The 24856-nt window shown below is 46.7% G+C and carries 23 protein-coding genes and 1 pseudogene; 13 read left to right on the top strand and 11 right to left on the bottom strand.

What is annotated here, in order from left to right; translation table 11 throughout:
* The first annotated feature begins 192 nt into the window (after positions 1-192).
* Both B9N89_RS11520 and B9N89_RS11515 read left to right on the top strand, forming a co-directional pair.
* A complete protein-coding gene (locus B9N89_RS11520) occupies positions 193-1467 on the top strand; it encodes a hypothetical protein (protein ID WP_132318273.1) in 1275 nt (424 codons plus the stop codon).
* 78 nt (positions 1468-1545) lie between these two features.
* Positions 1546-3291 (top strand): hypothetical protein, encoded by a 1746-nt coding sequence (locus B9N89_RS11515; protein ID WP_132318275.1) that lies wholly within the window; start codon positions 1546-1548, stop codon positions 3289-3291.
* Between the two features lie 93 nt (positions 3292-3384).
* Here the strand turns inward: B9N89_RS11515 and B9N89_RS11510 are convergent, their stop codons facing one another.
* The 7 genes and pseudogenes from B9N89_RS11510 to B9N89_RS11485 form a co-directional block, all read right to left on the bottom strand.
* The gene (locus B9N89_RS11510; protein ID WP_132318277.1) at positions 3385-4332 is read right to left on the bottom strand and encodes a hydrogen peroxide-inducible genes activator; all 948 of its coding nucleotides are present in this window, start codon (positions 4330-4332) and stop codon (positions 3385-3387) included.
* 75 nt (positions 4333-4407) lie between these two features.
* The gene (locus B9N89_RS32415) at positions 4408-4788 is read right to left on the bottom strand and encodes an amidohydrolase family protein (RefSeq protein WP_412535412.1); all 381 of its coding nucleotides are present in this window, start codon (positions 4786-4788) and stop codon (positions 4408-4410) included.
* 906 nt (positions 4789-5694) lie between these two features.
* Positions 5695-7095, bottom strand: a pseudogene (locus B9N89_RS32410) (amidohydrolase); the annotation flags it as partial.
* A 65-nt stretch (positions 7096-7160) separates the two neighbouring features.
* Positions 7161-7826, bottom strand: coding sequence for a YceI family protein (locus B9N89_RS11500; protein ID WP_132318281.1), 666 nt, complete (start codon positions 7824-7826; stop codon positions 7161-7163).
* Between the two features lie 110 nt (positions 7827-7936).
* Positions 7937-8230 carry an HU family DNA-binding protein gene (locus B9N89_RS11495; RefSeq protein ID WP_132318283.1) on the bottom strand — a complete coding sequence of 98 codons (294 nt, stop codon included), beginning with the start codon at positions 8228-8230 and terminating at the stop codon, positions 7937-7939.
* A 295-nt stretch (positions 8231-8525) separates the two neighbouring features.
* Entirely contained in the window at positions 8526-9548 is a 1023-nt protein-coding gene (locus B9N89_RS11490; protein ID WP_132318285.1) for a cytochrome d ubiquinol oxidase subunit II, read from the bottom strand.
* A 7-nt stretch (positions 9549-9555) separates the two neighbouring features.
* A complete protein-coding gene (locus tag B9N89_RS11485; protein ID WP_132318287.1) occupies positions 9556-10860 on the bottom strand; it encodes a cytochrome ubiquinol oxidase subunit I in 1305 nt (434 codons plus the stop codon).
* A gap of 374 nt (positions 10861-11234) precedes the next feature.
* Between B9N89_RS11485 and B9N89_RS11480 the strand changes: the two genes are divergently transcribed.
* The 3 genes from B9N89_RS11480 (at position 11235) to B9N89_RS11470 (ending at position 15234) form a co-directional block, all read left to right on the top strand.
* The gene (locus B9N89_RS11480) at positions 11235-13118 is read left to right on the top strand and encodes a methyl-accepting chemotaxis protein (RefSeq protein ID WP_234996095.1); all 1884 of its coding nucleotides are present in this window, start codon (positions 11235-11237) and stop codon (positions 13116-13118) included.
* Positions 13119-13121: 3 nt separating this feature from the next.
* The gene (locus B9N89_RS11475; RefSeq protein ID WP_132318291.1) at positions 13122-14039 is read left to right on the top strand and encodes a flagellin; all 918 of its coding nucleotides are present in this window, start codon (positions 13122-13124) and stop codon (positions 14037-14039) included.
* Positions 14040-14118: 79 nt separating this feature from the next.
* On the top strand, positions 14119-15234 hold the full coding sequence (locus tag B9N89_RS11470; RefSeq protein ID WP_132318293.1) for a phosphatase domain-containing protein: 1116 nt from the start codon (positions 14119-14121) through the stop codon (positions 15232-15234).
* On the opposite strand, the gene nadB is transcribed toward B9N89_RS11470, so the two are convergent.
* Entirely contained in the window at positions 15224-16828 is a 1605-nt protein-coding gene (gene nadB / locus B9N89_RS11465) for an L-aspartate oxidase (RefSeq protein ID WP_132318295.1), read from the bottom strand. The two genes, B9N89_RS11470 and nadB, sit on opposite strands and share 11 nt — an antisense overlap.
* Before the next feature lie 36 nt (positions 16829-16864).
* On the opposite strand from nadB, the gene pgsA reads away from it, so the two are divergent.
* The 4 genes from pgsA to B9N89_RS11445 all read left to right on the top strand — a co-directional run bounded on the left by pgsA (position 16865) and on the right by B9N89_RS11445 (position 20352).
* Complete coding sequence (gene pgsA / locus B9N89_RS11460) at positions 16865-17509, top strand: CDP-diacylglycerol--glycerol-3-phosphate 3-phosphatidyltransferase (RefSeq protein WP_132318297.1); 645 nt, start codon at positions 16865-16867, stop codon at positions 17507-17509.
* Between the two features lie 128 nt (positions 17510-17637).
* A complete protein-coding gene (locus tag B9N89_RS11455; protein ID WP_132318299.1) occupies positions 17638-18471 on the top strand; it encodes a hypothetical protein in 834 nt (277 codons plus the stop codon).
* 243 nt (positions 18472-18714) lie between these two features.
* Positions 18715-19278, top strand: coding sequence for a hypothetical protein (locus B9N89_RS11450; protein ID WP_132318301.1), 564 nt, complete (start codon positions 18715-18717; stop codon positions 19276-19278).
* Between the two features lie 99 nt (positions 19279-19377).
* Entirely contained in the window at positions 19378-20352 is a 975-nt protein-coding gene (locus B9N89_RS11445; protein ID WP_132318303.1) for an adenosine kinase, read from the top strand.
* Here B9N89_RS11445 and B9N89_RS11440 read toward each other — a convergent pair whose 3' ends face one another.
* Positions 20353-20643: a hypothetical protein gene (locus B9N89_RS11440; RefSeq protein WP_132318305.1), complete on the bottom strand. Its 291-nt coding sequence runs from the start codon at positions 20641-20643 to the stop codon at positions 20353-20355.
* Positions 20644-20782: 139 nt separating this feature from the next.
* On the opposite strand from B9N89_RS11440, the gene lepB reads away from it, so the two are divergent.
* Entirely contained in the window at positions 20783-21511 is a 729-nt protein-coding gene (gene lepB / locus B9N89_RS11435) for a signal peptidase I (protein ID WP_132318307.1), read from the top strand.
* A 147-nt stretch (positions 21512-21658) separates the two neighbouring features.
* Positions 21659-21985 (top strand): hypothetical protein, encoded by a 327-nt coding sequence (locus B9N89_RS11430; RefSeq protein WP_132318309.1) that lies wholly within the window; start codon positions 21659-21661, stop codon positions 21983-21985.
* A 64-nt stretch (positions 21986-22049) separates the two neighbouring features.
* On the opposite strand, the gene B9N89_RS11425 is transcribed toward B9N89_RS11430, so the two are convergent.
* On the bottom strand, positions 22050-22274 hold the full coding sequence (locus B9N89_RS11425) for a hypothetical protein (RefSeq protein ID WP_159455311.1): 225 nt from the start codon (positions 22272-22274) through the stop codon (positions 22050-22052).
* A 132-nt stretch (positions 22275-22406) separates the two neighbouring features.
* Between B9N89_RS11425 and B9N89_RS11420 the strand changes: the two genes are divergently transcribed.
* Together B9N89_RS11420 and B9N89_RS11415 are read left to right on the top strand one after the other, a co-directional pair.
* Positions 22407-23081: an LbetaH domain-containing protein gene (locus tag B9N89_RS11420; RefSeq protein ID WP_132318313.1), complete on the top strand. Its 675-nt coding sequence runs from the start codon at positions 22407-22409 to the stop codon at positions 23079-23081.
* Positions 23082-23206: 125 nt separating this feature from the next.
* Positions 23207-23914 carry a response regulator gene (locus B9N89_RS11415; RefSeq protein WP_159455310.1) on the top strand — a complete coding sequence of 236 codons (708 nt, stop codon included), beginning with the start codon at positions 23207-23209 and terminating at the stop codon, positions 23912-23914.
* Between the two features lie 71 nt (positions 23915-23985).
* Here the strand turns inward: B9N89_RS11415 and B9N89_RS11410 are convergent, their stop codons facing one another.
* A complete protein-coding gene (locus tag B9N89_RS11410; RefSeq protein ID WP_132318317.1) occupies positions 23986-24669 on the bottom strand; it encodes a c-type cytochrome in 684 nt (227 codons plus the stop codon).
* Positions 24670-24856: the final 187 nt, after the last annotated feature.

The following is a 24856-nucleotide window of genomic DNA, read 5'->3' as shown; positions in this document are numbered from 1 at the left end:
AAAACTGAGCAGAGCTAAGCTCATTACAACGAAGTAAGATTGGACTCATAGCAGATAGGGATTCGTCAAGCTCACCTGCGAACCGAACAAATCAGGACTGGCCAGAAGGTCAAGGATTCGTCATGCACTTTTTGCCCGCTCCCTTCATGAACCATGTTGATATTCTGAAGACTAGTAAGAAGGAGGCTAGCATTGAAATCTATTCTTATGTTCCTGTGTCTCATGATGGCCCAATGTGGAAGCCAATCTCATTCAGAGCTTAAAACGACAATCGCCGCCAGACATCTCATTAAAAGTCCACGAGACTTTTATTCCCTAGACCTTGAGTCAATATCTTCTGACGCCCTTACGATGAATCATAAATTTCAAAGAGACATTTCATGGGTGTTGTGGGAGGATTTACTCTCAAAGATTAAGATCGGAGAGTCTGGCTCCATCTACCTCTTTCAAAGCTGGTATGCCACCGACGATATCAAAAGAATTTTCAGACATCTATATAGCAAGATTCCTTCATCAGAACGCAGTAGTCACCAAACTTTCACAGAAGACGAAATTTTCAGAGCTGAGCAGTGGCACAACCAAGCAATTTGGGAACAAGCACATTGGACAGAGGCTCGATTCAAACAGTGGTTGGAGGAGTTTCAAACACCGGACCAGTTCATCAGCTTGCCAGGTATTGAAAGAGTTCTCTTTAACAGTCATTACCTCCAGCACATTCTAAAGAACTACCGATTGATCATCGATTGTCCTCAAGGTGCTGCTGAGCCATGCCTGCCTCCCTTCCCGCAAGGGACCGCTATCATAAAAACTGCATGGCAGCGGCAAGGTCCAGGCTTTCCCTTAATGCACTATGTCGTTGACCAGAATTCTTTGCCTGATATTCTAATGCCGAATAAGTCCTGGCAGGGTCACCCTTCGACATTTGCACCTGAAGGTCTTATTAAGATGACCAACCTTTCCCATTCGACTTTTTATTTAACTGGAATCCACTTAAGTGCTAAAACCCACGAGCACTGGCTATGGTCGAGCCTGTGGTGGGACCCTTTACAATCACCTTTGGGACAAGATAGACCAGCGAGCCTTTCGTCCTATCATTATCAGATGTGTTCTGTTGCGTCCTACAACCAACAAGACCTACGACACAACTTCTCGGATGCATCTCTGCTAGGCTTCTACAATGCTTTTTCAACACTTGATCACACCCAAACATGGTGCAGCAACCCATATATCGAGCATGGCAAAAATAATCAAAAGACTAACTGCTTGGGTTGCCACCAGTACGCTGGCGAAATTTCAAGATCCCAAGATATTACAGAAATTCTCAATAACGACCCGACACAATTGATATCTCAATATCGTACCAGCTTTCAATCTGACTACACCTGGTCTCTTTTTTTTGGCGCGAATAACATCCAAAGGCAGATGCAACAAGTCGTCTCATACTTTCAAACCTACCCTACCTACTAAGGCACCAGCAGTTGATTCGTCATGAACGATTGACTGTGACAACGTAATTTATTGTTATTAACACTATAGGAGATTCACATGTTACGTTTTGTTTTACCCATCATGAGCCTCTACTGGGGCCAGGTAGCTATGGGGGATTCGTTCGATGACGCCAAAGAAGTAGCTTCCTATCTAGGAATCACAGAAGCAGATGGTATTTCTCCTGCCTGTTCTAACTGCCATAATATGCAGGATCGGGAAACTCTGCTTCGCTGGTCTTACCGCACAGCAGACATCTACTATGATTGTCTCAATCCTCAAGTCGATCGTACCCCAATAGAAAGAATTTCATGTTTAGGGAACGGAGATGAAAATCTTGCGACAAGCGACTTAGCGCTTTACTCATTAGCGATTCACACGGATGAGATCAAGAACCTATTTCTTGACGCCTATCCTAACGATGGTTTAGAGCGATACGATAGCCTTAGGCAACGTAGCTCGATGCCTCTTGGAGCGACTCCTACGGAACAGGAAATTCTAAACAAAATCATTGCCTGGGCAAGCTACGGCATGCCTCATCTCGATGAACTTATCAATCCCTACAATGGTCCAACTCAGTGCGAAAATCAAGTTTCGGCAGAACTAAAGACTCACATCAATCGCATGGCCTTTTTGGGTTGGGGTGCTAGAAACATGGAAAATGGGATTCCTATGTTTGCTTGTAATAGTAGCAACTCCATCGACTGTTTCAAACAGCAACGGAACGGTCAAAACATATTCCCTACCCCGCAAGACTTAGGAATTGAAATGGACCTCAAAGGAACCACTTATGTCCTTCATCAATTTCCAGAATCGACCGACTTTTGGATTCGATCCTCCGCCGATGGTCGCTTTGTAGCCTATGGTGGCAATCCAAGTATGATCGTAGATCTGCGTAGTAAATTCACAAGCCCAGGAAATGATCGTTTGATTGAGATCGATGCTTACTACGATCCTGGATTTTTCCCAGACAACAGCGCGTTTATATTCCAAGGTCAAAGCACGGGAATTTGCCAACAGTCATTGATTGAAGACCTCAGCACCGAAAAAATTTCCTTCACAGAAGAGCAGTGCAGCTTTGGTGACGCCGTCGAGACCCCTCTTTATCAGGCCGTAGGTAGTAGCCTAGACTCTGAAAACTATCTTGCGGTGACAGGAACCTTTACTAGCGATTCAGGGAATTACTACGGCCCTCGGGATGGACCATTCACCCCAAACTATAGCCCTCAAACCAAGGTAGCGCTTCACCCCTATATCTTTGATGGTCAGAACTGGCAGAAACAAACCCCCAGCGAGATTCAAACTCCTTGGGAGATCGATTGGAATGTCTCCCCGTCGAATCAGGTGCTTGTCAGCCGCGTTGTTGCTTCACAAGAGGGTAAGTCACGGCATATTGGATATCGGCTCTACCGATCAAAAAGAAGCCAAGATGAAAGCGGTTTCAGCTACACATTAAGCGAGCAAGGTATGTTTTGCACCCCTGGCCAGAAGGGCAAATTTTCTTTCGATGAACGGTTCTTTGTAACTTATGACTATATTCAACCCCAGCAATGGCAGGAACTAGGATTTGGGAGTGAAACTGACCCAAAGTTTCTGGAACTTCTCGAAGAACGATCATCTCGATTATACTTGGTAGATCTTCTCAACGAACAGAGCGTTGCTCTAAACACTCCAAAAGCATTCCAGCGCTTGATATTCCCTCACTTCCGATCGGATGGCTGGATTTACTTTATGTTTGATAACCCTATTGACGGCAAGCGCTACCTCATGGCCAATGACTATGCTATCAGGCAAGGCTTGCTATAGAATTTTCGCCGCCTTGATCTAAAAGTCCATTAAGTACGTTTTCGGCAAGGTCTCGACAAATGAATGCCAAGGCCTTGCTACCTGTTAAGTTAATCAAACGGGAATCACTTTTTGTTGAGCAGTTCGCTCATTGTTTAAACCACTTGGTAGGGCTTCTTGTATAACTTCTTGCAAAGCTCCGACTATATCGGTTTTCCACTGGTCTCGTGAGAAAACAATGCTGACTTCGCGGCTGGGTATCGGCTCACAAAAAGGCCTCACCATACTTGTTTTTTCTTCCTGAGGAAGGTTTTCGGCAAAAAGATACGGAACGAGTGTGTAGCCCTTACTCTCTTTGACGAGATAGCGAAGAGTTTCGAGGTTCCCTCCCTCAAAGATAATATTAGAATAGACTCCAGCTTTTTCCTCCAATGAACAAAAGTTACTCACCTGATTCTTAAAGCAATGACCATCCTCTAGAAGCCAGATATCTTCGCTTGAAAAACCTTCAGGGGAGACTTTTTCCTGGCCAAGCAAGTGATGACCTTCATGGGCATATAGAAAAAACGGCTCGTAGAATAGAGGGCGCTCTCTGATCCCCTTTTCCTGAAGTGGTGTTGCCAGAATCCCTGCATCAAGGGTATCTTTACGAAGTTCTGAAATGATATCTTGGGTCTTCAGTTCATCGACTCTTAGGGTCACACCCGGAAATCGCTCTGAGAATAGGCCGATGAACTTAGGTAGCAAATACGGCATGATCGTAGGGATGATTCCTAGGCGAAAATCACCTGAAATCGAATCCGAATCTTCCCGACTCATCTTTATAAGCTTCTCGTGCTCACGAATCACATGCTTGGCCTGCGCTATAAAACGCTCACCTTTTTTGGTTGCTAGAACAGGCTTCTTATTGCGGTCAAATATGAGAAACCCCAGTTCTTCTTCGACTTTTTGGATTTGCATACTCAGGCTCGGCTGCGCTATATGACAAGCTTTTGCAGCATTTCCGAAATGCCGGTAGCGATCAACGGCAAGAATATACTGAATTTGTGAGATCGTTGGCATGATATCCTCCTTTTCCCGATCTTAGGGAAAAAGAGGACATGACTCAAGATCTAAGAACTCCGTCGTATGGAAGGCCTAGTGAGATACTGGAGCATCCAAATAAGAACGAGCCAGCTGTCGCTGACGATGGCCCGGCTGCTGAAGCTGACCTGCGATCCAAAGGGCTTCCACATAGCTTTGAGGCTCTAGTGGATCACCGCTCCAAACTACAAGATCCGCACGAAGCCCTACCGAAAGCGATCCACGATCATCAAGCTTGAAATACCTAGCAGCGTCTGCTGTGATCGACTTTAGTGCATTCTCATAAGGTAAGCCATAGGCTACAGCACGCCCCGCCTGCTGGCGAAGGCGACGAACATTCATATCGTTGGTACTAATCACAAACGGAACCCCTGCCTCTTGCAACAAGGTTGCTAAGTCATCTCGGACCCGCAGTTGATTGAGTGTCCGAGGCATCTGCTGCGTAGGCGTTATAATTACGGGTACCTGAGCCGCTGCCAGCTGTTTGCTTGCCAGCCAAGATTCCTCTGCTCCAGCAAGGATCAACTCGATCTTGTAGCCCTTATCATGCATCTCTTTACGAAAGCGAAGGGCTCCTAGAATATCACTCAAGCGATGAGCCTCTAGAACAAGAGGCATTTCGGCTTTCATCACTCTCACTAAAGCCTCAAGGTGAATGGGAGATAGGCTTAGATGAGTCGACATAGGGCGCATTTTTAGAAAGCTCATTTGCTGACTATAAAGCTCGGCATCTTCAAATGCCTCCCGGATCTTTAACCAAAACGTTCCCCGATTGCCATTGCGATGATTTATTTGAGCAAATAGATAGGACTGGGAGTCTTCAATACTGGCCATTGAGCTTCGTAGGTCAACTGAGAACCCCTGCCCCGAAATCATACCACCAACAGGCTTTACGATTGCAGAGCTAATCCCGTGCTCGCGGGCGATCGGTATGCGTATGGAATATGGGTCGAAGCCATCTATCACGTGAAACCCTGGACTCATATCCGCATGGGCTGTGTGATCCTTGGCTTGGCTTTCCATCTCAACCAAAACAGTACCAAGCTGACTTTGCACTTCGATCAAACCAGGAGTCACTATCTTTCCAACAGCTTTGATCCTAGGGACTTGCAAACCAGCCTCAACACTTGCACCTACGCTCTTAATGCGACCATTTTCAACCCATACACTGCTATCCTCGCGGAGCTGCTCCCCGTCAAAAACAGTAGCTCCTACAAGGACAAAGCTGTTCTGGGGAAGAGTTGCTGGATTCAAGCTTGGGCTTGCTTCAATCGTAGGAATACCTGGACCTACCTTAGCTTCGTCTTGCGAGCCTCGATCAGCCAATCCATAATTGCGAATACCCGTCTCGAAATCACTCTGTGGAGCTTTTTCAGTGATCCGATCAAACACTATCTGGCCTTTAACGAAAACCTTCTCCGTTTTCGCATATGCTGAAAAAGGATGGTCATCCCAAAGAACAAGATCGGCGATCTTGCCTTCCTCAATGGTGCCGACATACTGATCGATACCTAGAGCCCAGGCGGGATATTGAGTGATCCACTTGATGGCGTCATCATCATTCATTTCAAGGCCAAGGCTTCGCCCAGCGGTAAGAGCCTTGGCAGCTTCCAAATTCAAAAAGCGAATATCTTCAGCGGAGTCAGAGTGAATAATTGACTTCACGCCCTTAGCATGACTCATGGCAGCATTGTAAGGAATACCGTCAAAGGCCTCCATCTTAAAGCCCCACCAGTCAGCCCAAGTAGATATGGATACGCCTTCAGCAGCCAGACGAGAAGCGATCTTATATCCCTCAAGGGCGTGATGGAAAGAGCGGACCTTAAACTTGAAGTCCCGTGCAAGATCAAGCATCAAACTCATTTCGTCGGCCCGATAGCAATGAATATGAACCATGACCTCGCCCTTCATTGCTGCAACCAATGTATCGTAGGCATGATTTCTCTTTGGTGCTGTGGGCGGATCTTCCTTCTTATCTTCATCTCGCCAATGAGCTAAGTCTCGCTCATAGCGACGCCATGCTTCCCCATACTCGAAAGCCTCTTGGAAGTATTTACGATAGCCAGCGTAGTTTCCCATTCGGGTCGCCGGCCCTCCTTTGTCGCTATAAACTCGTTTCGGATTTTCACCGCAGGCCATTTTCAAACCTTGAGGCGCCCCAGGGAACTTCATCGCCTCAACTGCCGTTTCAGGAACGGTATGCAATGTGACACCTCGACCACCTATCAAATTGGCTGATCCAGGGAGCACTTGAATCGTGGTAACACCGCTAACCAAAGCCCGCCAAAGACCAGGGTCCTGCGGCCAAAAGCTATGCTCGGCCCATACATCCGCTGTCTGGGCTCGAATCGCTTCGTTCCCGTCAGAATGGGCTTTCACCCCAGGCATGGGATAGACGCCAATATGGGAGTGAGTGTCAATGATACCAGGAGTCACATACTTTCCTTCAGCGTCAATCGTCTGAGTCGACGCTGAGACTTTCAGCCGATCGCCAACCTTCATGATTTTGCCATCTCTGAGGAGTATGTCGCCTTTGGTCGTTCCCTGGTCAGTAGCCGTCATGATCCTTGCGTTCTGGATAAGGATCTCCGGGGAGGTCAGATTTTCAAGGGTCTTGGCGCTCAGCCTTCCTGAGGGAGCCTGTGGTGGCTCCTGATAGCTTAAGGATTTTTTTGTAGAAGCGGGCTGTTCAGCGACACAAGCTGTGAGGCCGACCAAACTGAGTAGCAAAAGTCGTTTCATGGGATGGAACCTCTCGTAGGGAGATACTAGTTTATATTCCCTCCTTCACTAGCAGCGATCGCCCTCTAGCGCAAGTCATCCTCGCTCAATGGGCCTTGTGAAGCAACATCCCGGTTGCCCTGCGAATTTTGCTCCGGTTGAAGTGCTCTAATTTTACCGTCAGCCACAAGTAGAAGCTCAAATTCTATGTGATCATCAATCATCTGATCTCCGATCGCCTTGATGTCAAAAAAGTGAGCTGAATGGTAGGTAATTCCCCAGTGGAGCCGATTGATGCGAATCTGGCTTTTCAAGGCCCAGCGCCCCCCCAATTGCTTCCAAACAGCTGGAAACGATATTCTTCCTGTTACACCGCGAATTGTTAAGGGACCAGAGAAGATATATTCCCGAGGGCCTACAGCCTTGGCTGACGTTAGTCTAAATGTAGCTTCTGGATAGGCGCTTACGTGAAAGAAATCTTCCGACTTCAGGTGAGACTCTAACTTGGTCTTCCAACTACCCTTTAAGTCGAGATTTTCTATGCTGTTCATATCGATCACAAAGGAACCACTCACGTTTCCCTTATTGAAGCTTAGCTGACCCTGCTTTAGTCTGACTTGCCCACGATGAGCCCCACTCACTTTCCGGGCAATCCAGATTAGCTCGCTTTTCGATTCATCAAAATTTACGGTTACAGCTCCTGCCCAGCTAGCGAACAACCAGACTATAGTGCCAAGTATAGCTATAACCATGTACCCTCCAAAAAAGACTTCCCGTCTCACAACATAACTCCATTATCAAAAAAAGAGGATACAGGGGCAAACCATATCCTCAATTACATGCTGGAGATAGTAATCAGAAATTACTTCTTTTTCGGTTGAATGTGCTGCTTGATTTCTGTTCCAGGGCGGAATACCGGAACCTTACGTGCTGGGATTTTGACCGAAGCACCAGTCTGGGGATTGATTCCCTTCCGAGCAGCTCTCTGCACCACCTTAAACTTGCCGAATCCAGGCAAAGGAAAGTCAGCAGTTAGCTTTTCTTTTTTGAGGTACCTATAGCCAATTTCCTTGTAAGCATCGAAAACACGCTTGACATCAGCTTTTGTCATCTCGGTACTAGATGAAATAGCATCGATGAGTTCTGCTTGATTCACAGAAAAACCTCCAATTCAAACTTGGGTTTCATAGAAAACTTAGGCCAATGGTATCAGAGGGAAATTAAGAATTGCAAGTAGCAAAATGGATAATTTCCTTTCAAGAAATAGGATTTGATAGTTTTACATCAACCGGATTTAATAAATTTGACGAAGAATCGGAAGTTACCCGCTAATAATACGCATCTATTAAGGGGAGCAACACCTACGATACTTCGTTACGCTTAAAGAATACTCGTCACTCTAGGATTTGTACTATCTCCTCACATTCTTTAAGCTAGCCCTATCTTCAGAATTAGCTCGATAGGCCTGACTCATGCTGCTTAAAGACTCGGAAAAGATAGAACAGAGCTGGAAAAATAATCAGCGAACCCGCGAGTAAAGCAATAGCAAGGACTGTGATCGTAGATTCTGGGGCTGCATGTGTGTAAAGATCTAGACTGGCTCCCGAACGAAATCGAACGACATCTGGAAACTGAAAGGCTACCCAGCCAATGATCACTAAAGCCATTTGGGCTCCGGATAATGCCCTCACAACCCACCGATTGAAATGACTCAAACCCCACCAGATAGGTCCAAGGATTAGTGTCGCCAGAATCAAACTAATCAACGAAACGGGGTGTGTAAAAAAATGATCAAGAAGGTTGATATTTTCTGCCCACCCAAAAAGGAAAACTAAGATTCCCGTTATAATCGCTACGATATTGAACTGCTTAGCCTTGCGAACAAAGTGCTTTTTCAGTTCATTAGATACTGGCTCTCCGACGAAAAAGACCGCCGACTGGTAGGCAAACAAACTTGTAACAAGCAAACCAACGGCAACAGTGAAAGGGCTCAACCAGGGCTGGCCATAAACTTGCCAGTAGCTTAGGCCTGGTCCGATCTCCTGAAAGCTTCCCTTGGCCAGGGAACCAGCAATAACTCCCAAAATCAGACTGGTTAGGAGTGAGGAATAACGAAAAATTATGCCATATATTTCGGTACTCTTATCAGCTTTGGCATCGTAGTGACGAAAGGTGAATGCGCAACCCCTGAAGATTATTCCCATCAACATCGCAGTCAGCGGAATATGAAGATAGATCGACAGCTCAGCATAGATTTTTGGAAAGCCATTGAATAGAATAACCACTGCGAGAATGATCCACATGTGATTGGCCTCCCAAACCGGCCCCATGCCCTTGTAAACTGCTGATTCGATCTCGTTCTTCATTTTCTGAGGGCTAACGATCTCGATAATTCCTGCTCCAAAATCGGCCCCACCAAGTATGCAGTAGAGAATGAGCGAAGCTCCTAAGAAAAAAAGAATAACTTCAACCATAGTCGCCTCACGGATAAGACTTATGAATCGCTTCGATTTGCCTCGCCATCAGCCAAACAAGGATAATCGCAAGCAATATGTAAACCACGAAAAATAGTGCAAAGGGCACCCACATTCCCGGCATGGGAGTTACCGCATCTTTGGTTTTCATGATGCCATAGATAATCCAGGGTTGCCGCCCCAATTCAGTTACAAACCAGCCTGCTTCAATGGCAATAAAACCCAATGGGGTGGTAAGGCCCAATATTTGAAGCAGACGACGATGGAAAAGTAGGTGAGGTTTCTTCCAACGAACGAAGACAATCACGAGAGCAAGCACCATCATGAAACTGCCGATTCCAACCATCACTTGAAAACTGATATGGGTAAGCAGAACCGGAGGCCATTCCTCACGGGGAAAGTCTTCTAAACCCTTCACTGTAGCGTTGGGATCTCCAAATGCTAAGATACTCAAAAGGTATGGAATCTTAATAGCAAAGTTTACTTCCTGAGTTTCTATATCAGGAATGCCTCCGATCACAAGCGAAGCTCCGGATTCTGTTTTAAAATGAGCCTCCATCGCCGCTAACTTCAAAGGTTGAAACTCTGCAGTCTCCTTTGCCAATAGATCTCCTGACAACGGTTGGATGATAGCTCCCGCGCAGCCCCAAAGAAGTGCGATCTTGATCGCACGCCTATGAAAAAGATGGTTCGGACGCTTCAATAGCAGAATACCATGAAGTCCAGCAACCGCGAATCCCGTGGCCGAGAACGCAGCAATGAGCATATGAATTCCCATATTCCAAGCCCGATCATTAAACATTGCTGCCCAGGGATCGATATTGATCGCCTGACCGTTGACCCAATCGAATCCAGTTGGACTATTCATCCAAGCATTCGCTGAGATAACAAACATTCCAGACAGCAAACCTGATATACCGACGACTACACCGGCACCCCAGTGACTCCAGCGAGGCATTCGGTCCCAGCCATAAAGAAATAAGCCTAAGGCAATGGCCTCAACAAAAAAAGCCGTTCCTTCTAGTGAAAATGGCATCCCTATGATGGCCCCAGCATGCTCCATGAATCCAGGCCAGAGTAAACCTAGCTCAAAAGAAAGGGCCGTGCCCGATACGGCTCCTGTCGCAAAAAAGATCGCGACGCCCCGAGACCAAGCCTTCGTCAAATCGCGATAGACTTGCTCGCCTGTCTTCAACCACTTCCAATGAGCTGTAGCCATCAGAAAAGGCATCGCCATTCCGATAGTTGAGAATATGATGTGAAAGGCAAGAGACACGGCCATCTGAGAGCGTGCGGCCAAAAGATCGGTCATGACAACCTCTAAGACGATTAAAAAAGAATGCAAGAGGACAGGCCAGAGGAATTTGATCAGAAATCCCTTCTGCGAGCAAGCCCTAATACGAAATCAGCTCCAAACCTTTCCTAACAGCCGAGTCATGTAGGGCCAGGTGCATTCGTGATTAAATAACAAATTCGTTCCTTTTTGCAAGAGATTCAGAGCAGATATACATTATTCTCCGCGCAGCAATTTCCACCACTTCTTATGAAAGCGATTGATTTTCCGATACCTAGCTTCGCAGAGATAATTAAGGTTAGGACATTGCCATGGACGGTCAAAGAAGTTCTCAGAGACTCTTTCTGCTAGTTTTTCTAGTATCAATGATCAATTTTCTGATAGTGTTCGATATGAAAGTGATCCAGTTTACAGTTCTGAATCAAACTTCGTCCTACATAGCTGCTCAAAAAAAACTCAGGCTCATTGCTGACAACTTGAATGCTTCACCAACTGAATTAGCATCAGACTCAGCCGACGACCTCGGACGCTTGGTGAATGATCTCAATCAAGCTATGGAAGGCAACGAATTGGTCGACAGCTACGGTCTTACCTCAGTCATGGTATTTTCTCTTGGCTGTTGTATGATTTCGATCTTCAGCTTTATTGTTCCATACAGCCGACGAAAGCTATTGGGACAATTTCAGTTTTCAAACAGTCGAAGCTCAAGTGTCGAGCAAGCAGCCATGGAACGTGCCATCGCTGATATCAGTGGAGCGGCTGATCACCTCATGGATTATATTGATACGGTTTCTAATCGTGGCGAGAATAAGCAGTCCGTAGATAGTTTGGAAACTCAGTTCGATGAGATCATCACTCTATCAGCTCATATTCGAGCCTTATCTCGGGAACTAGGGGCTTCCCAGGATTCATTCAACGAAGTAGATAAACTCCTCCAAAAACTTTCAGCTCAATGCGGAGACAGTGCCCATTTTGCATCAGCAACAAGGCTTGAATGGAATACCATGGGTAACAAATTACGCCAGCTAAGAGAGCATCATGACAAGTCCAAATCGATATCTGATAAGGTTGTAAAACTCCAAAGCACGTCCGCTGAGCGGCTAGCTAAGTCACTAGAGTTTATCAAAATTCACAACAATCATAGCGAGAATGTGCGGACCAATCTCAATCGACTATTCGAGAACTCACGCTCGGGCTATCGTTTCCTTGATAGCATGTCACAGTCGATTCGCGTGTCCAAAGACGATGTGAGCGCCGCCTCGGACTTAGTGAAAGGCCTTTCCGAACGGGCTGAGGCTATTGTAAATATTATCGATGTGATCGATGACATTGCTGAACAAACCAATCAACTAGCTTTGAACGCATCCATAGAAGCAGCTCGCGCAGGTGAGCAAGGGCAAGGCTTCGCTGTGGTAGCTGGAGAGGTTCGAAACTTAGCTGCTCGTTCATCAACCGCAACTAAGTCTATCACCGACTTGCTAGGTACGATCCAGGAAGAGGCTGAGCAAGCCTCACAGCTCCTAGCAAAGAGTAACGAAGCCGTAACTGAAACTTATTCAAAAATTCGTGACGTTGATCAATCTTATCGAGAGTCTCTGCTACTGTCACGACACGCCCTCACAGGCCTCGATGTTCTAGGAAATGATGTCACCAATCACTTCACGGATCTTAAGTCTATCGAGCGTACGGGCAACGACATTCGCAAGCTCAGTAACAATATGAATTCCTTACTCGAAGAGCATAGTCAAATGAGCACTTTGATAAACACCGAGGGCAATCAGCTCACGGTCCACAGTGATCGCATGTCTAGGCTACTACTGCGGCAATATTATGAGATTAACCATGCCCAAAAACTACTTTCGCTCACTGTAAGTAGCGTGTCTACAATCAAGAGCAAGGTGGAGCAAAGCTTATCAAACACCGAAAATATCAAGGCCAACCTTGACCACCTCTATAAAGACTCCATGTCATTCAAAACAAGAGCGTTCAATCACAATGTAAGTGCCATCAAGAATATCCAAGTTCTAAAGAGTAGCTCTCGTACTTTAACCTTATTGCAAAACCCTGCCCTTGGGATATCGCTTGAAGAGGACTACGGTTCTGACAACGATTCTGGATCGGCAGATCCGGGGACGGACCAAAAGACAAATCTTAAAGCGAAAGAACAGCAGGTCTCAGCTCCCAAGACGCCATCAGCATCGGCTATTGCCAACCTCCCTGGGGAAGACTTATTCATTGGCGATAATAGCAAGAGCACTGATCACCGAGCGAGCTGATCTATGTCTGACATCAATGTCAATGCACAAAAGGTCATTCGCCGCCTGGGACAGGCTCGGCGAGAGAATACAGACTCTTTAGAAAAGCTTAGCTCTGGCAAGGTATTCACCCAAAGAGACCCCCGACCAGCAGATCGCGCTTTAGCAGAAGGGCTCGAACTGAAATTGCGAGGGCTAGCAGCATCTAAGCGAAATATCAATGATGCAATTTCTCTCTTGCAAACTGCAGATTCTGGATTTTCAGAAATCACGAATATTTTGGTGCGCATGAAAGAAATCAATGTCGCTGGTGCTACAACAACGCTGACTGACAAGGAACGAAAGTTCCTCTTCATTGAATACGAAGCACTCCATGATGAACTGAATCGCATTGCAACCTCAACAGAGTTCAACAGCATTCCCTTGCTTAATGGCAACGACGAACGCACCCCCGAAACCCTAATCCTTAGAGTGGCTGACCCGTTGATATCCGATCTTGCCACGGCTGAAAGCGGTGATATCAACGAAATCAGATTTGAAAACTTGAAAGACATCATAGCCACAACCGAAGGCCTCGGGATTCGAAGCGCCCGAGAACTTATCAATGAAGATGAGGATTTCGAAGTAGAGGACGCCCGCGAGATGCTTGAGCCTGAAGACGACCAATTTGCTTCAATTTATGATCAGGCGCTTGATAGTATTAGTCATTTCCGAGCTTCTTATGGGGCGATACAAAAGCGTCTCCAAACAGCGATCAATTATAACGAAGTTGTAGAGGAAAATATCTCGGCTGCAAAATCTCGCATCGCTGACACGGACTACGCCTCCGAAGTCGCAAGAATGGCACAATCAAGCATCCTAATGCAGGCCAACACAGCTCTGCTGAGCCAGGCCAACTTCAATGCAAATCTGATGACGAGTTTGATATCTCGACTTCCCTAACGGGCATGTCCCAGAGTCCAGTTGAAGCTCCCAGAAAATCCGCTAGAATAGGCCAAGAAGAGTTTACGTTTGGAGCACTATGGAACGGTTTTGGTCTTTCGGAAAGTCTGCGTTTGGGAACTACGACTTTCGGCAACTTGTCAATACTCGGATCTTCGAGCCTTTTCGAGACGGAACGATCCAGATCGTTTGCGATATTGATAAAACTTACTTGGAAACGTCCTTTGAAACAAAAATGCAAATGCTGCGCATTGTACTAGAAGAGGCAAAGGATAAGGTCACTGTCCAGGGAGCGTCCCCCTTCCTCGTCGCCTGTCGTTGGCGACACCCCTACGGCCTGCCCGGACAAGATGAGCAACTGGCCCCTCGGCCACTGCATTTCGTCTCCGCATCACCCCCACAGCTTCGAAATACTCTAGAGGAGAAGCTCCGCTATGATGGCCTTGACTGGACGTCGGACACCTTCAAAAACCAGGCATATAACATCCGCAAGGGCAGGATTGGACTGCTTCGTCATCATGTCGCTTACAAAACTGCTACCTTATACACCATCATGAAGGATGCAAAACCAGGGTCTCGCTTCCTACTCATCGGAGACAATGCCGAGTTTGACGGTTATATCTATATCGGCTTGGCTCTTTTTCTAGACGGAAAACTGTCTGCGGATCAGTATATCCGCTATCTCGTCGCTGGAGGAATTCAAGATGAAGTGGCCACTGACTTGCGGAAACTTTTACTCTCGGAGCGACCTGACGTTCGAGTCGATGGCATCTTGATTCGTGAAGCTCCCGGTTACCAAACCGTCTATCACCCGCCAATCACCGATGTGATCTTCACCTTTGGCAACTACTTCGAAGCCCTCATGCTGATGATACATCGAGATATGGTAGATATTCGTTCCTTGCCACGACTGGTTCGTAGATTTCATAACCAATGCCTCTTCCCCCGAGAGCTATTGATCAGTAACCTGGAAAGCCTTAAGCAATACGGCAGAATTTCTGAGGACGATATTGGCATCGTGGAAAAAGTGATTGCGTCTCTCGGTCAAGTACCGCTTGCCGAAGTCCTTCCAACTCGCAATTACTTTAGAGATTTCTGCCTCGACCAGCTAAACCTTGAGGGGGATCGCATGGTGACCGAAGCCGAGGCGTGGGCCAGCAAGTTGGCCAAGGACTCAAAGGATATTACCAAATAACGGTGTCTTTTGCGGGGCTATCATCAGCCGGTACCGGATAATCTATGTTGTAGTGGATGCCCCGCGACTCCTTGCGCTTTCGCGCACATTTGATCGTAAGATAGGCTACATCTGCAAGGTTACGGACTTCTAAAAATACATCACTGATTTGATAGTGCCAGTAGTAGGTATCAAGCTCTTTCCGAATTGATATGATGCGATCAAAGGCTCGTTGCAAGCGTTTTTCTGAACGCACAATCCCCACATAATTCCACATCAGGCGCCGGATCTCGTCCCAGGTATGAGTCAATACCACGAGCTCGTCAGGAACTATTGTATCCCCCGAATTCCACTTCGGGATATTAACATCGCTGATACCATCAGGCACATGATCCAAAGCCCACGCAGCCACACGATCAGCGAAGACCAATGCCTCCAAAAGGCTGTTCGATGCCAAACGATTAGCTCCATGGAGCCCCGTACATGCAACCTCGCCCAATGCAAAGAGGCCGTGAACATTGGTTCGGCCATGCTCATCGACGACCAAACCGCCACAGCTATAGTGGGCAGCTGGCACCACTGGAATCATGTCTTTTGTGATATCGATGCCATACTTGAGGCAGGTATTGTAGATATTGGGAAAATGCTCCTTCACTTTCTCGGCACCAATCTCTGTGGCATCCAAATAGAGATGGGAGCTACCGCTTTTTTTCAGCTCTAAATCGATGGCACGAGCAACAATGTCTCGCGGGGCCAGCGACCCTAAGTGGTGATACCGCTTCATAAAAGGCTGACGACTGGCATCTTTCAGCACCGCGCCCTCACCACGGACAGCCTCAGAAATAAGGAAGTTTTTAGCATCAGGGTGAAATAAGCAGGTTGGATGGAACTGCATAAACTCCAGGTTAGCCACCTTACAGCCAGCACGCCACCCCATCGCCAAACCGTCCCCCGTAGCCCCATCAGGATTTGAAGTATAAAGATATGCCTTTCCATGCCCCCCAGCACAAAGATAGGTGCGGCGGCTTTGAAAGCAGATGACATCATCAGTTTCTCGTCGCAGAACATAAGCCCCGAGACAGATATTTTCAGAGAAACTAGGCGCATATCGATCGGTGGTAATCAAGTCAACCGCGAAAGCGTTTTCGTAGATAGTCACATTTGGATTCGCTTTAACAGCCTCTACAAGAGCTCTCAAAACCTCTTTACCTGTAAGATCGTCGGAGTGAATGACTCGACGCTTGGAATGCCCACCCTCTTTTGTGAGGTGGTAAGGAACGCTCTCGGTCTCTGCTCCAGCTCGCTTGGTGAAGTCCACCCCGAGGTCGATCAGTTCACGAATGGCTTTCGGCCCACCTCGAACGACCACGGACACAATCTCAGGATGGCAGAGGCCGGCACCCGCGACCTCGGTATCTTCGATGTGCTTTTCAAAGGAGTCCTTTGGACTTAGAACTGAGGCGATTCCACCTTGTGCATAGCGAGTATTGTTATCAAACAAACTCCCCTTGGCAATCACAGTCACCTTGTCTTTTGCAGCTAACTTGTGGGCCAGCATCAGCCCTGAAATACCCGAGCCGATGATAAGATGATCGGTGGCTATGACACTTTCCATGTTCCGCCTTCTAAACTAGACCAGACCTAAAAAACGTTGCCAACGTTACATTTGACAATCGATACTGCCAAGCCTAAAAAGGAATTACCTAATAATAATCTGCCAGTGGGGCGAAGAGCATTCATGAAGCCAGATGAGATGACAAGTTGGCTAAAAACCTTGCCAAACAAGCTTACTTTGATGAGGGTCGCTGTAGTCCCCATCATATTGATATTATTTCCCTTAGATGTCCAAGGCATCAAAGTGTTCTGTGCCATTCTTTTCGGTTTGGCAGCAATGACAGACTTTTTCGATGGCTACTTGGCTCGTAAGTATAATGGGGTCACCAAAATGGGGGCGCTCCTAGATCCCATATCGGACAAGGTATTAGTGACTGCCGCAATCATTTTATTGACCAACGACAACATCATGCCAGCCTGGATCGCGACCCTGATCATTTGCCGCGAGATTGCCGTATCCGGGCTACGTTTGGCTGCGATGGAACAAAAGTTCACCATCGAGGTCAACAGTTTTGGCAAGTGGAAAACTGCGGTGCAAGACTTAGCCATTGGTTTCTTGATGTCATCTCTAGCAAGCTGGTACGTGCCAGGCATGGTCTTAATTTGGATTTCCATTGGCTTGTCCTACTATTCTGCCTACACCTATTGGGCGAAGTACTGGGAGCTTAGTCGATCCAAGTAATAATCTAATAATTTTAGACAGATAAGCTGCAAGGCAGATTTTCCCTAAGATTTCCTTAAATTTAGAGCCGGCCCTCCGATAACTCTGCTAGACGAATGTTTATAAAACTATAGAGTTATCGAAGTAGAATGACTGTTCCTCAGAAAAAGAAGAGGTTCGAGGGCCTCATCCACTTTAAGGATTCTTTGAGGCAAACTATTGTTTGTCTGCAGGCATCCTTGAAGCAGGGTTTCGCTACCGAGAGCCAGTCGCCTCTGATCGCCAAGCTCAACCAAGATCAGGAAGAGGTCTACTTTCTATTGTTTTCTTCGAACAGAAATGTTGGCCAGATCAGCGAATTGAATCAGCTATCCCACCATCACCTTCTGGCATTCATCCATCAAATTCATGCCGATGATATTACGTCTGCAGTCCGCTGGCATCAGTACCCACAAGCTGCAATTTCCATCTGGATGGACCCATCAGACCGTCTCGCAAGCAACTACATGCACAACTTGATCTCTCAGGTTTGTCAAAAAACCCAAAGTATCGATTTCACCCGATGCCACGGCTGGGGAAGCCATAGAACGCAATTGAACCTAGGTAACGGCAAGCAGGCCAATGATTGGCTTGGCAAGTGGCACGAAGACTATGGCACCGACGAGGATCGGGCCGCGATCATGTCGCAGCTCCTTAGCGAAGGGCAATCATTCTTCTCTGAAGTGCAAAAGGTTTCGATTTCCTCAGATGGAACCTACACAACCTTAACAATCGATGGCAAACTAAGCAGCCGAGACCAACAAGGAATGAAACATACGCTTGAAAACCTAAAGCGCTTGCCTGCGCATATAATAGGCATCAATCTAGGAAACAAGGATCAAGTCGAGTTTTGTGTCCCAATCCGTGTGACAACGGCCACACCTTTGAAAGCCGTATTTGTGATCCACAAAGCATTGAGCGAAGTGGCCCAGAAAGCTGGATAGTCTTCAGCTCATGAAAATGCCTTAATTCTTGGTTATTTTGAGCGATTCCACAATCTTCTTAAATCTTCTCTGACCACTTTGCAAAGCTAAGCCAGGTTTAGAAAGATCATCAGCGGTTTCAAAGATGGGAGATAAAGGGCGAATGAAGAAAAATCTATTTTGTGAAAGTGACAAGCTTCATGATTCCATCTATAATCAGAAGTACATGCTCGATATAAATAACAAATAGACGGAGCCCTAGCTATGGATATCCCTCAGATCGGGACTCCCTTAGGAACTCTTATGATCATTTGCTGTTTATGGGTCTGGACCATACGCAAGGGCAAGGCCCACCTGTTTCAGCAAGAAGTCATCCTACGGGAACAAAATAAGTCAGCAACTTGGGCTTTTGCAGTGTGCCTTACCGCGATGGGCATCACCTTCACCTTCGCCATACCTGCTTGGTTGGTAAGCTTCGTCTCCTTCCTCACATTTATCAGCTTTGCCATTGCTTCGAATCGGGATCATGAGGGCTTTTGGCGCAAACGTCGCAATATCCTAGTCGGCAGCACCATGAGCCTTCTTGGCTTTAGCCTAGCCCCATATGTGTTCACCAAGCTCTACTTTGTCCCCGTTCTGTGCTCCCTTCTCATCGCTCATCTGGCTCATCGGCGGTTCTTGAGCATCTTTTCAAGCAACCTTAGAGACCTGGAAGCACTCCAATCAAAGCTTTTGAAGCACGAGGCCGAGCGCCGCAATTATAGCTTACTTGCGACTGAAGGCAGTGATGATCGTAGCTTTCGCGAGCCAATTGAAACCACAGCCTAACAAAGCCAACCGCCTTCCCTGTTGACAATACGTCACACCAGACCTACAACCAAAGCCTGTTTAAAAAATGATATTCATCGCGAGGAGACCCTGAGCATTATGAGTAAGTACGACGTATCATCCATTTGCAATGCTCTGATGGACATATTAGTAGAAGCGGAAGAATCTGACATTACCAAGTTAGGACTAAACAAGGGCATCATGCACCTTGTCGATGACGCCAGGCAAAACGAGGTGAAGAGTCATTTTGAGACCAAGAATACCACCCAAGAGCTTGGTGGTTCTAGCCTCAATGCCATCCGGACCCTAGCATCTCTCGGTGCCAATACCGCCTTTGCTGGCATGGTTGGTCATGATGGTTACGGAACTCACATCGAAAACCGGATGAACGAGTTGGGAATCGACGCCCATCTGCTTCACAGTGAAAATGCAGATACGGGAACCTGTTTTATTCTGATCACTCCCGACGGCGAGCGGACGATGAATACAAACTTAGGCGCCAGCTGCCTATTCGACGAGTCATTAGTCCCCATGGAAGCCATTGCCAACTCAAAAGTTTTCCACTTCTGCGGATACCAATGGGGTTCACCAGAACAGATCCAGGCCATTGAAAAAGCAGTTCAAATCGCGCGAGATAACAACGTCATAGTAAGCTTCGATGTCGCCGACCCATTTGTCGTGGAGCATAATCGCGAAGCCTTTGTAGCGATGATTGATAAGGCAGACATCGTCTTCGCCAACCGAGACGAAGCAAAACTATTATACCAATCAAGCCCTGAAGCAGCTTGCGATGAGATTACCAAAACAGGTGCAATAGCAGTCATCAAGTTGGGCGCTGAAGGCGCTTTGATTGGCAAGGGCGATCAGCGTATCAAAGTTGAGCCTGTTGCGACCAAAGTCGTTGATACAACTGCAGCTGGCGATATGTTTGCAGCAGGATTCTTATATGGTTTCTACAATGATCGAAGCCTCGAAGACTGTGGCAAGATTGCTGCTACTCTAGCAAGCGATGTGATTAGCCGAATTGGTGGAGTCGTGTCCAAAAAAGCCTTGGATCAAGTTAAAATCGGCTAGCTACCAAGGGTCGGGCCGAAGTTTCGGCTCCTTATACTCCGTTACGAGGGGCTGACCTGGATAGAAGTCAGCACCTCGGACCAAAGCCCAAAAGTACGCTTCGGCATCCCGCTTCTGGTTGAAAATGACATATGATTCTCGAAATTCCTTTAGCTCGGGAACGGTGTAGTTGACCACAACTTTGTACTGCCCCGTATCCATGAATTCAAACCAAACTTTATTGGCTGTATAAGCTGAGGCTTGGGGGCTTAGCAGGTTTGCAAAAATCGCGATGATGCACAAAAATCTCAATGCGAAACTCCCTGTACATGGTAACCTTAGGCTTTATCGGCTGGAGTGCTTAGGACTTAAGAAGCTCTCATCACTAGACAAACATATTGCATCTGCTCCTGTTATCGAGCTGTAGTACACCCAAGAAAGGCAAGTTAAGATGACTGATGAAAAGAAGAAACCTGGTTTTTGGAGCCCTGAAAATTTACGCTCTCTGTTTTTCTTAATTCTTCTCGTTCTTTGTTTTCGTTGGTCCATTGCTTCGCCATACCATGTGCCTACTGCTTCCATGGAGCCCACCATTAAGGTAGGTGATCGATTGCTCGCCTTTAAACTCAGTTATGGCCTTAAGATTCCCTTCACAGATATCTCTGTCATTGAGTGGGGAGAGCCAGAGCGCGGCGATATCATCGTCTTTCGATATCCCAAGGACACTCAGATTGACTACGTTAAGCGAGTAGTTGGCAAGGCAGGTGACCGCATTCGGGTTGAAAATAACCGAATCTTCATCAACGGCAAAGCCCAAGAAAAAACAGATCATAACCACGATCGAGATATTCTTGCCGACATCGATGACAACCCTGAAATCAAGAATCTATTCAGGGAAAACTTGGATGGCATCGAGCATTGGGTCCTGCAAGACAAGCCTGGTCCCTTCGATGTGTTTCCATCTCGGTTTCCAAGCGATGGGGAGTTTACCGTACCTGAAGGCTCTCTGTTCGTCATGGGAGATAACCGTGACAACTCTACAGACTCTCGCGCATGGGGTGTCGTTCCCCTTTCCTATGTTCGTGGTAAGGCCTTGTTTGTCATCTGGAGCATGTTTTCCGAAGATGGTGAATTCTTACCAAACTTCCGATTCCAGCGTTTCGGTCACGGGCTTCAGTAAAGTCAGGTAGTTAAGCTCCTTTTTGGAGCTGTAAACCTTCGAAACCAGATCAAAAAAACTCCCCTCTAGGCTTCTTCTAAAAAAATTCTTGGCGATGCCGAAAAAGGCTGTTAGGTGTTTAACAAGCGTCCCAGAGAAGGAGCCTTTATGAATTCTCGAGAGTTACACAGCATTGAGCCGAAAACTCCAGAAATCGTGTTCGCCAAGGAGTATTGGACAGGAGACTCACGGGATGGCCACGTGGTAAACGGCGACGGTTATCACTACTATCAGATTACAAAAACTGGGAAAATCTTGGATGCTTACGAGTACTACGAGCGTGAAGATGGAACCTCAGTTGTTTCCCCACTCCCAGAGATGCTCAATATAGACTGGATCGAGGATCTGGGTTTTGAAGATCTCGAAGTTCTAGACTTCATTGATGAAAGTGAGTATGACTCGATCAAGGAACAGATGGCCACGGTGAACTCCTAGGCCACGGGAACCTTGCTCGGATCCGTAACTTTTAGTTTTGCCTAGGCAAAACTTCTCCCATCAATCAATCGACAACTTCCAGTTGCTCTTCCGTAATCTCACGATGGTCCAAAATATGCTTGTACCATCCAACCGTTTGCTCGATGAGCCAAGAGTAAGCTGTGAATTGACTGGCGGGAATCAGATCTTCACAGTAATCCCGAAGGTCGCCGAGAGTTCCGTCGGGATTATCACGAATCCACGACTTCACTTGTTTCTTAAACGTGTTTAAATCAACCATACGCAACACTACCTTTCCTCTAGATTGTTCTTGGTCCCTGCATTAACCTAAAGAGCACATTTGTGGCTGTGAATAACTCTCAGGTCGGCAAAAATTGCAAAGCCTTTAGGCAAAAACTTCCTAATCTCAGAGGTTTGTTGAATGACCAAATTGATAAGTCCCAGGATATTTTTTGAATCAGGTGATATTTTGGATTTTAGTCAGCTTCTGGTTGATGACGTCTTTCAGTTGCTAGGATCATCGCTCAAAGAACGAATTGCAGCAATTCTGAAAGAGCTGGGAGTCACAGACTCTCCTGTGATTCATGGTCAGGTTCATCCCCAAGCAATCATCGAAGGTCCGGTCTACATTGCTGAAGGAGCTGTAGTGGGCCCCACCGCATACATCCAAGGCCCGACCTACATAGGCCCCAAAGCTGAAGTCCGGCACGGAGCTTTTATCCGAGGCACGGCTATTATAGGGGAAAAAGCTGTGGTAGGGCATACCACCGAAGTCAAGGGATCCATCTTTGGTCGCGATGCAAAAGCAGGACATTTTGCTTACGTGGGGGACTCGATCTTAGGTGATCGGGTGAACTTAGGCGCGGGCACGAAGTTAGCTAACTTAAAGCTACGTGGCGATGAAGTTAAAGTCAAACATCCAGACACTGGTGACCTCACAGCTTCTGGCTTGAGAAAGCTTGGAGCGATCCTGGGACATGACTCCCAAACTGGTTGCAATGCAGTACTTTCACCAGGAACCATGCTTCTACCAAAAACAGCAGTTCTGCCCTGCGTTCATTTTCATGGTACTCTGACTAAAGGCTTTGCTAAATAGCCATCTGATCCAATCGATACCGGTGCCTCGGGCACCTTTCTCTCCCGACATTCAATTTGCGAAAAATATCCCGAATCATGGTATGATGAGAAGCATCATGATAGGACACGCGGCTGAGGATGCTCATGGTTCGATACGAAAAAAAGCCTTTCTCAGAGCTGCTCAAGTCGGCTCACGAAGGCGACAGGGATGCGAAATCTTCTGTAGGCTTGCTTCATGAGCTAGGCCTTTTGAAGGACTCTGATATCAGAGAGGCCCTGAAATGGTTCGAAGAAGCAGCCAACGATGGTGATCCCATTGCAGCTATCTCAGCGGCTGAAATCTACCGGCACGGATGCGACGGCCTTAGCCCTGATCCTAGAAAGGCGGATCAGCTCTACGAACTAGCAGAGTCCCTAGGATTTGAACGCCCTGAAAAAAGAGTCCCTAGACCAACTCCACACGAACCATCGAAAGAGGTTATCGTTGGTAAGAAAATGCTCATTATCGATAAGCCAGGCTCATATGTGACACAGATGAAACAAGAGCTAGTGGGCACCGGCTATAAGCCAATCGAAGTTCATGACCTCCGCGAACTCCCCAAAACGCTGACACTCCACCAAGACATTCATTGCATCTTTGTGGATCTAACGATATCGGCTCCCAATTTCGTGCAAGTTCTCGCTGCTATTCGAAAGTTCAAGGCTTTCAAGACAACTCCTATTGTCGTCGTCACAGAAATTACTGATATCAATGTGATTAAAAAGGCCAAAGGCTACAATATTAATGGTTGGATTCTCAAGCCAATCAAAGAACAACTTGTGGCTGGGGCAGCTAAACGGCTAGCGGGATAAGAGGAAAGGTTCTTGTTCCAAAATTTCGATGGTGAGCCAATCACCATCGAAAATGAAGCGGAACTTATGCATTAGCGACCGTAGAAGTCGTCGCCATTATCATCTTTATCGTGGTCTTCGTGACAGTGATCCCTGTCTTTTTTTACATCTTTAATCCAACTCCACCAGCTTTTTCCTTTTCCTTTGCCTTTACCTTTACCTTTGCCATCACGGTCCTCTTCTACAAAGTCATCGTCTTGGTTATCACCGCTTTTGTCATCACAACCACTCTTGTAGTCATTGTTCTGGGTTGGGTTATCCTTACTTGGTCCGTCTTCATCGTTGGCTTGATCGTCAACGATACCGTCGTCTTTATCAGGACCCGCTTCAGGATCGGTGGTCACTGTAGTACCAGGAGTAGGAGCTGGATACTGAGCTTCCGCCCAGGCTGCTACAATAGATAATTCTTCAGCAGTAAGAGTTCGTCCGTTGCTTGGCATTGAACCATTTTGAATCGAAGTGACGATTCGTCCCGCATTGGCAAGGATAACGTCTATTTGAGTGAGTTCAAGGTTAGCTGCAGCTGAACTTGGATTGTGACACTCGACGCAGTATTTTTCCACAATACCGACCATCTCGTCACCAAGGAGCTGCTGCTCTGTGCCGTTTCGTGGCGTAGGCTCTGGGCTACCACCACCTTTTTTCTTTTCTTTACCACAGGAAATCATAATAAGCGCGCAGGACAATACTGTCCCTAAAAGGGTAAGATTCTTCATTCTGGACTCCTAGCAATTCAATTCCGCAAAAATCAGCAACAAATACGGCAGCAGCATGGCTGTCATGGATGTGGATTGCATTGAGCGTACCATCTCAACAAAATCCCTAAGAGTTTATTTTCATTTAACTATTTTTACTATCTTAGCAAATTACCATGTCAGCAGGATTCTTACTTGTCAAAGATCT

Source organism: Pseudobacteriovorax antillogorgiicola (genome assembly GCF_900177345.1).
Taxonomy (GTDB): Bacteria; Bdellovibrionota_B; Oligoflexia; order Oligoflexales; family Oligoflexaceae; genus Pseudobacteriovorax; species Pseudobacteriovorax antillogorgiicola.
Note: the sequence above shows the minus strand (reverse complement) of the source record. Positions and strands in the feature narration are given on the sequence as shown.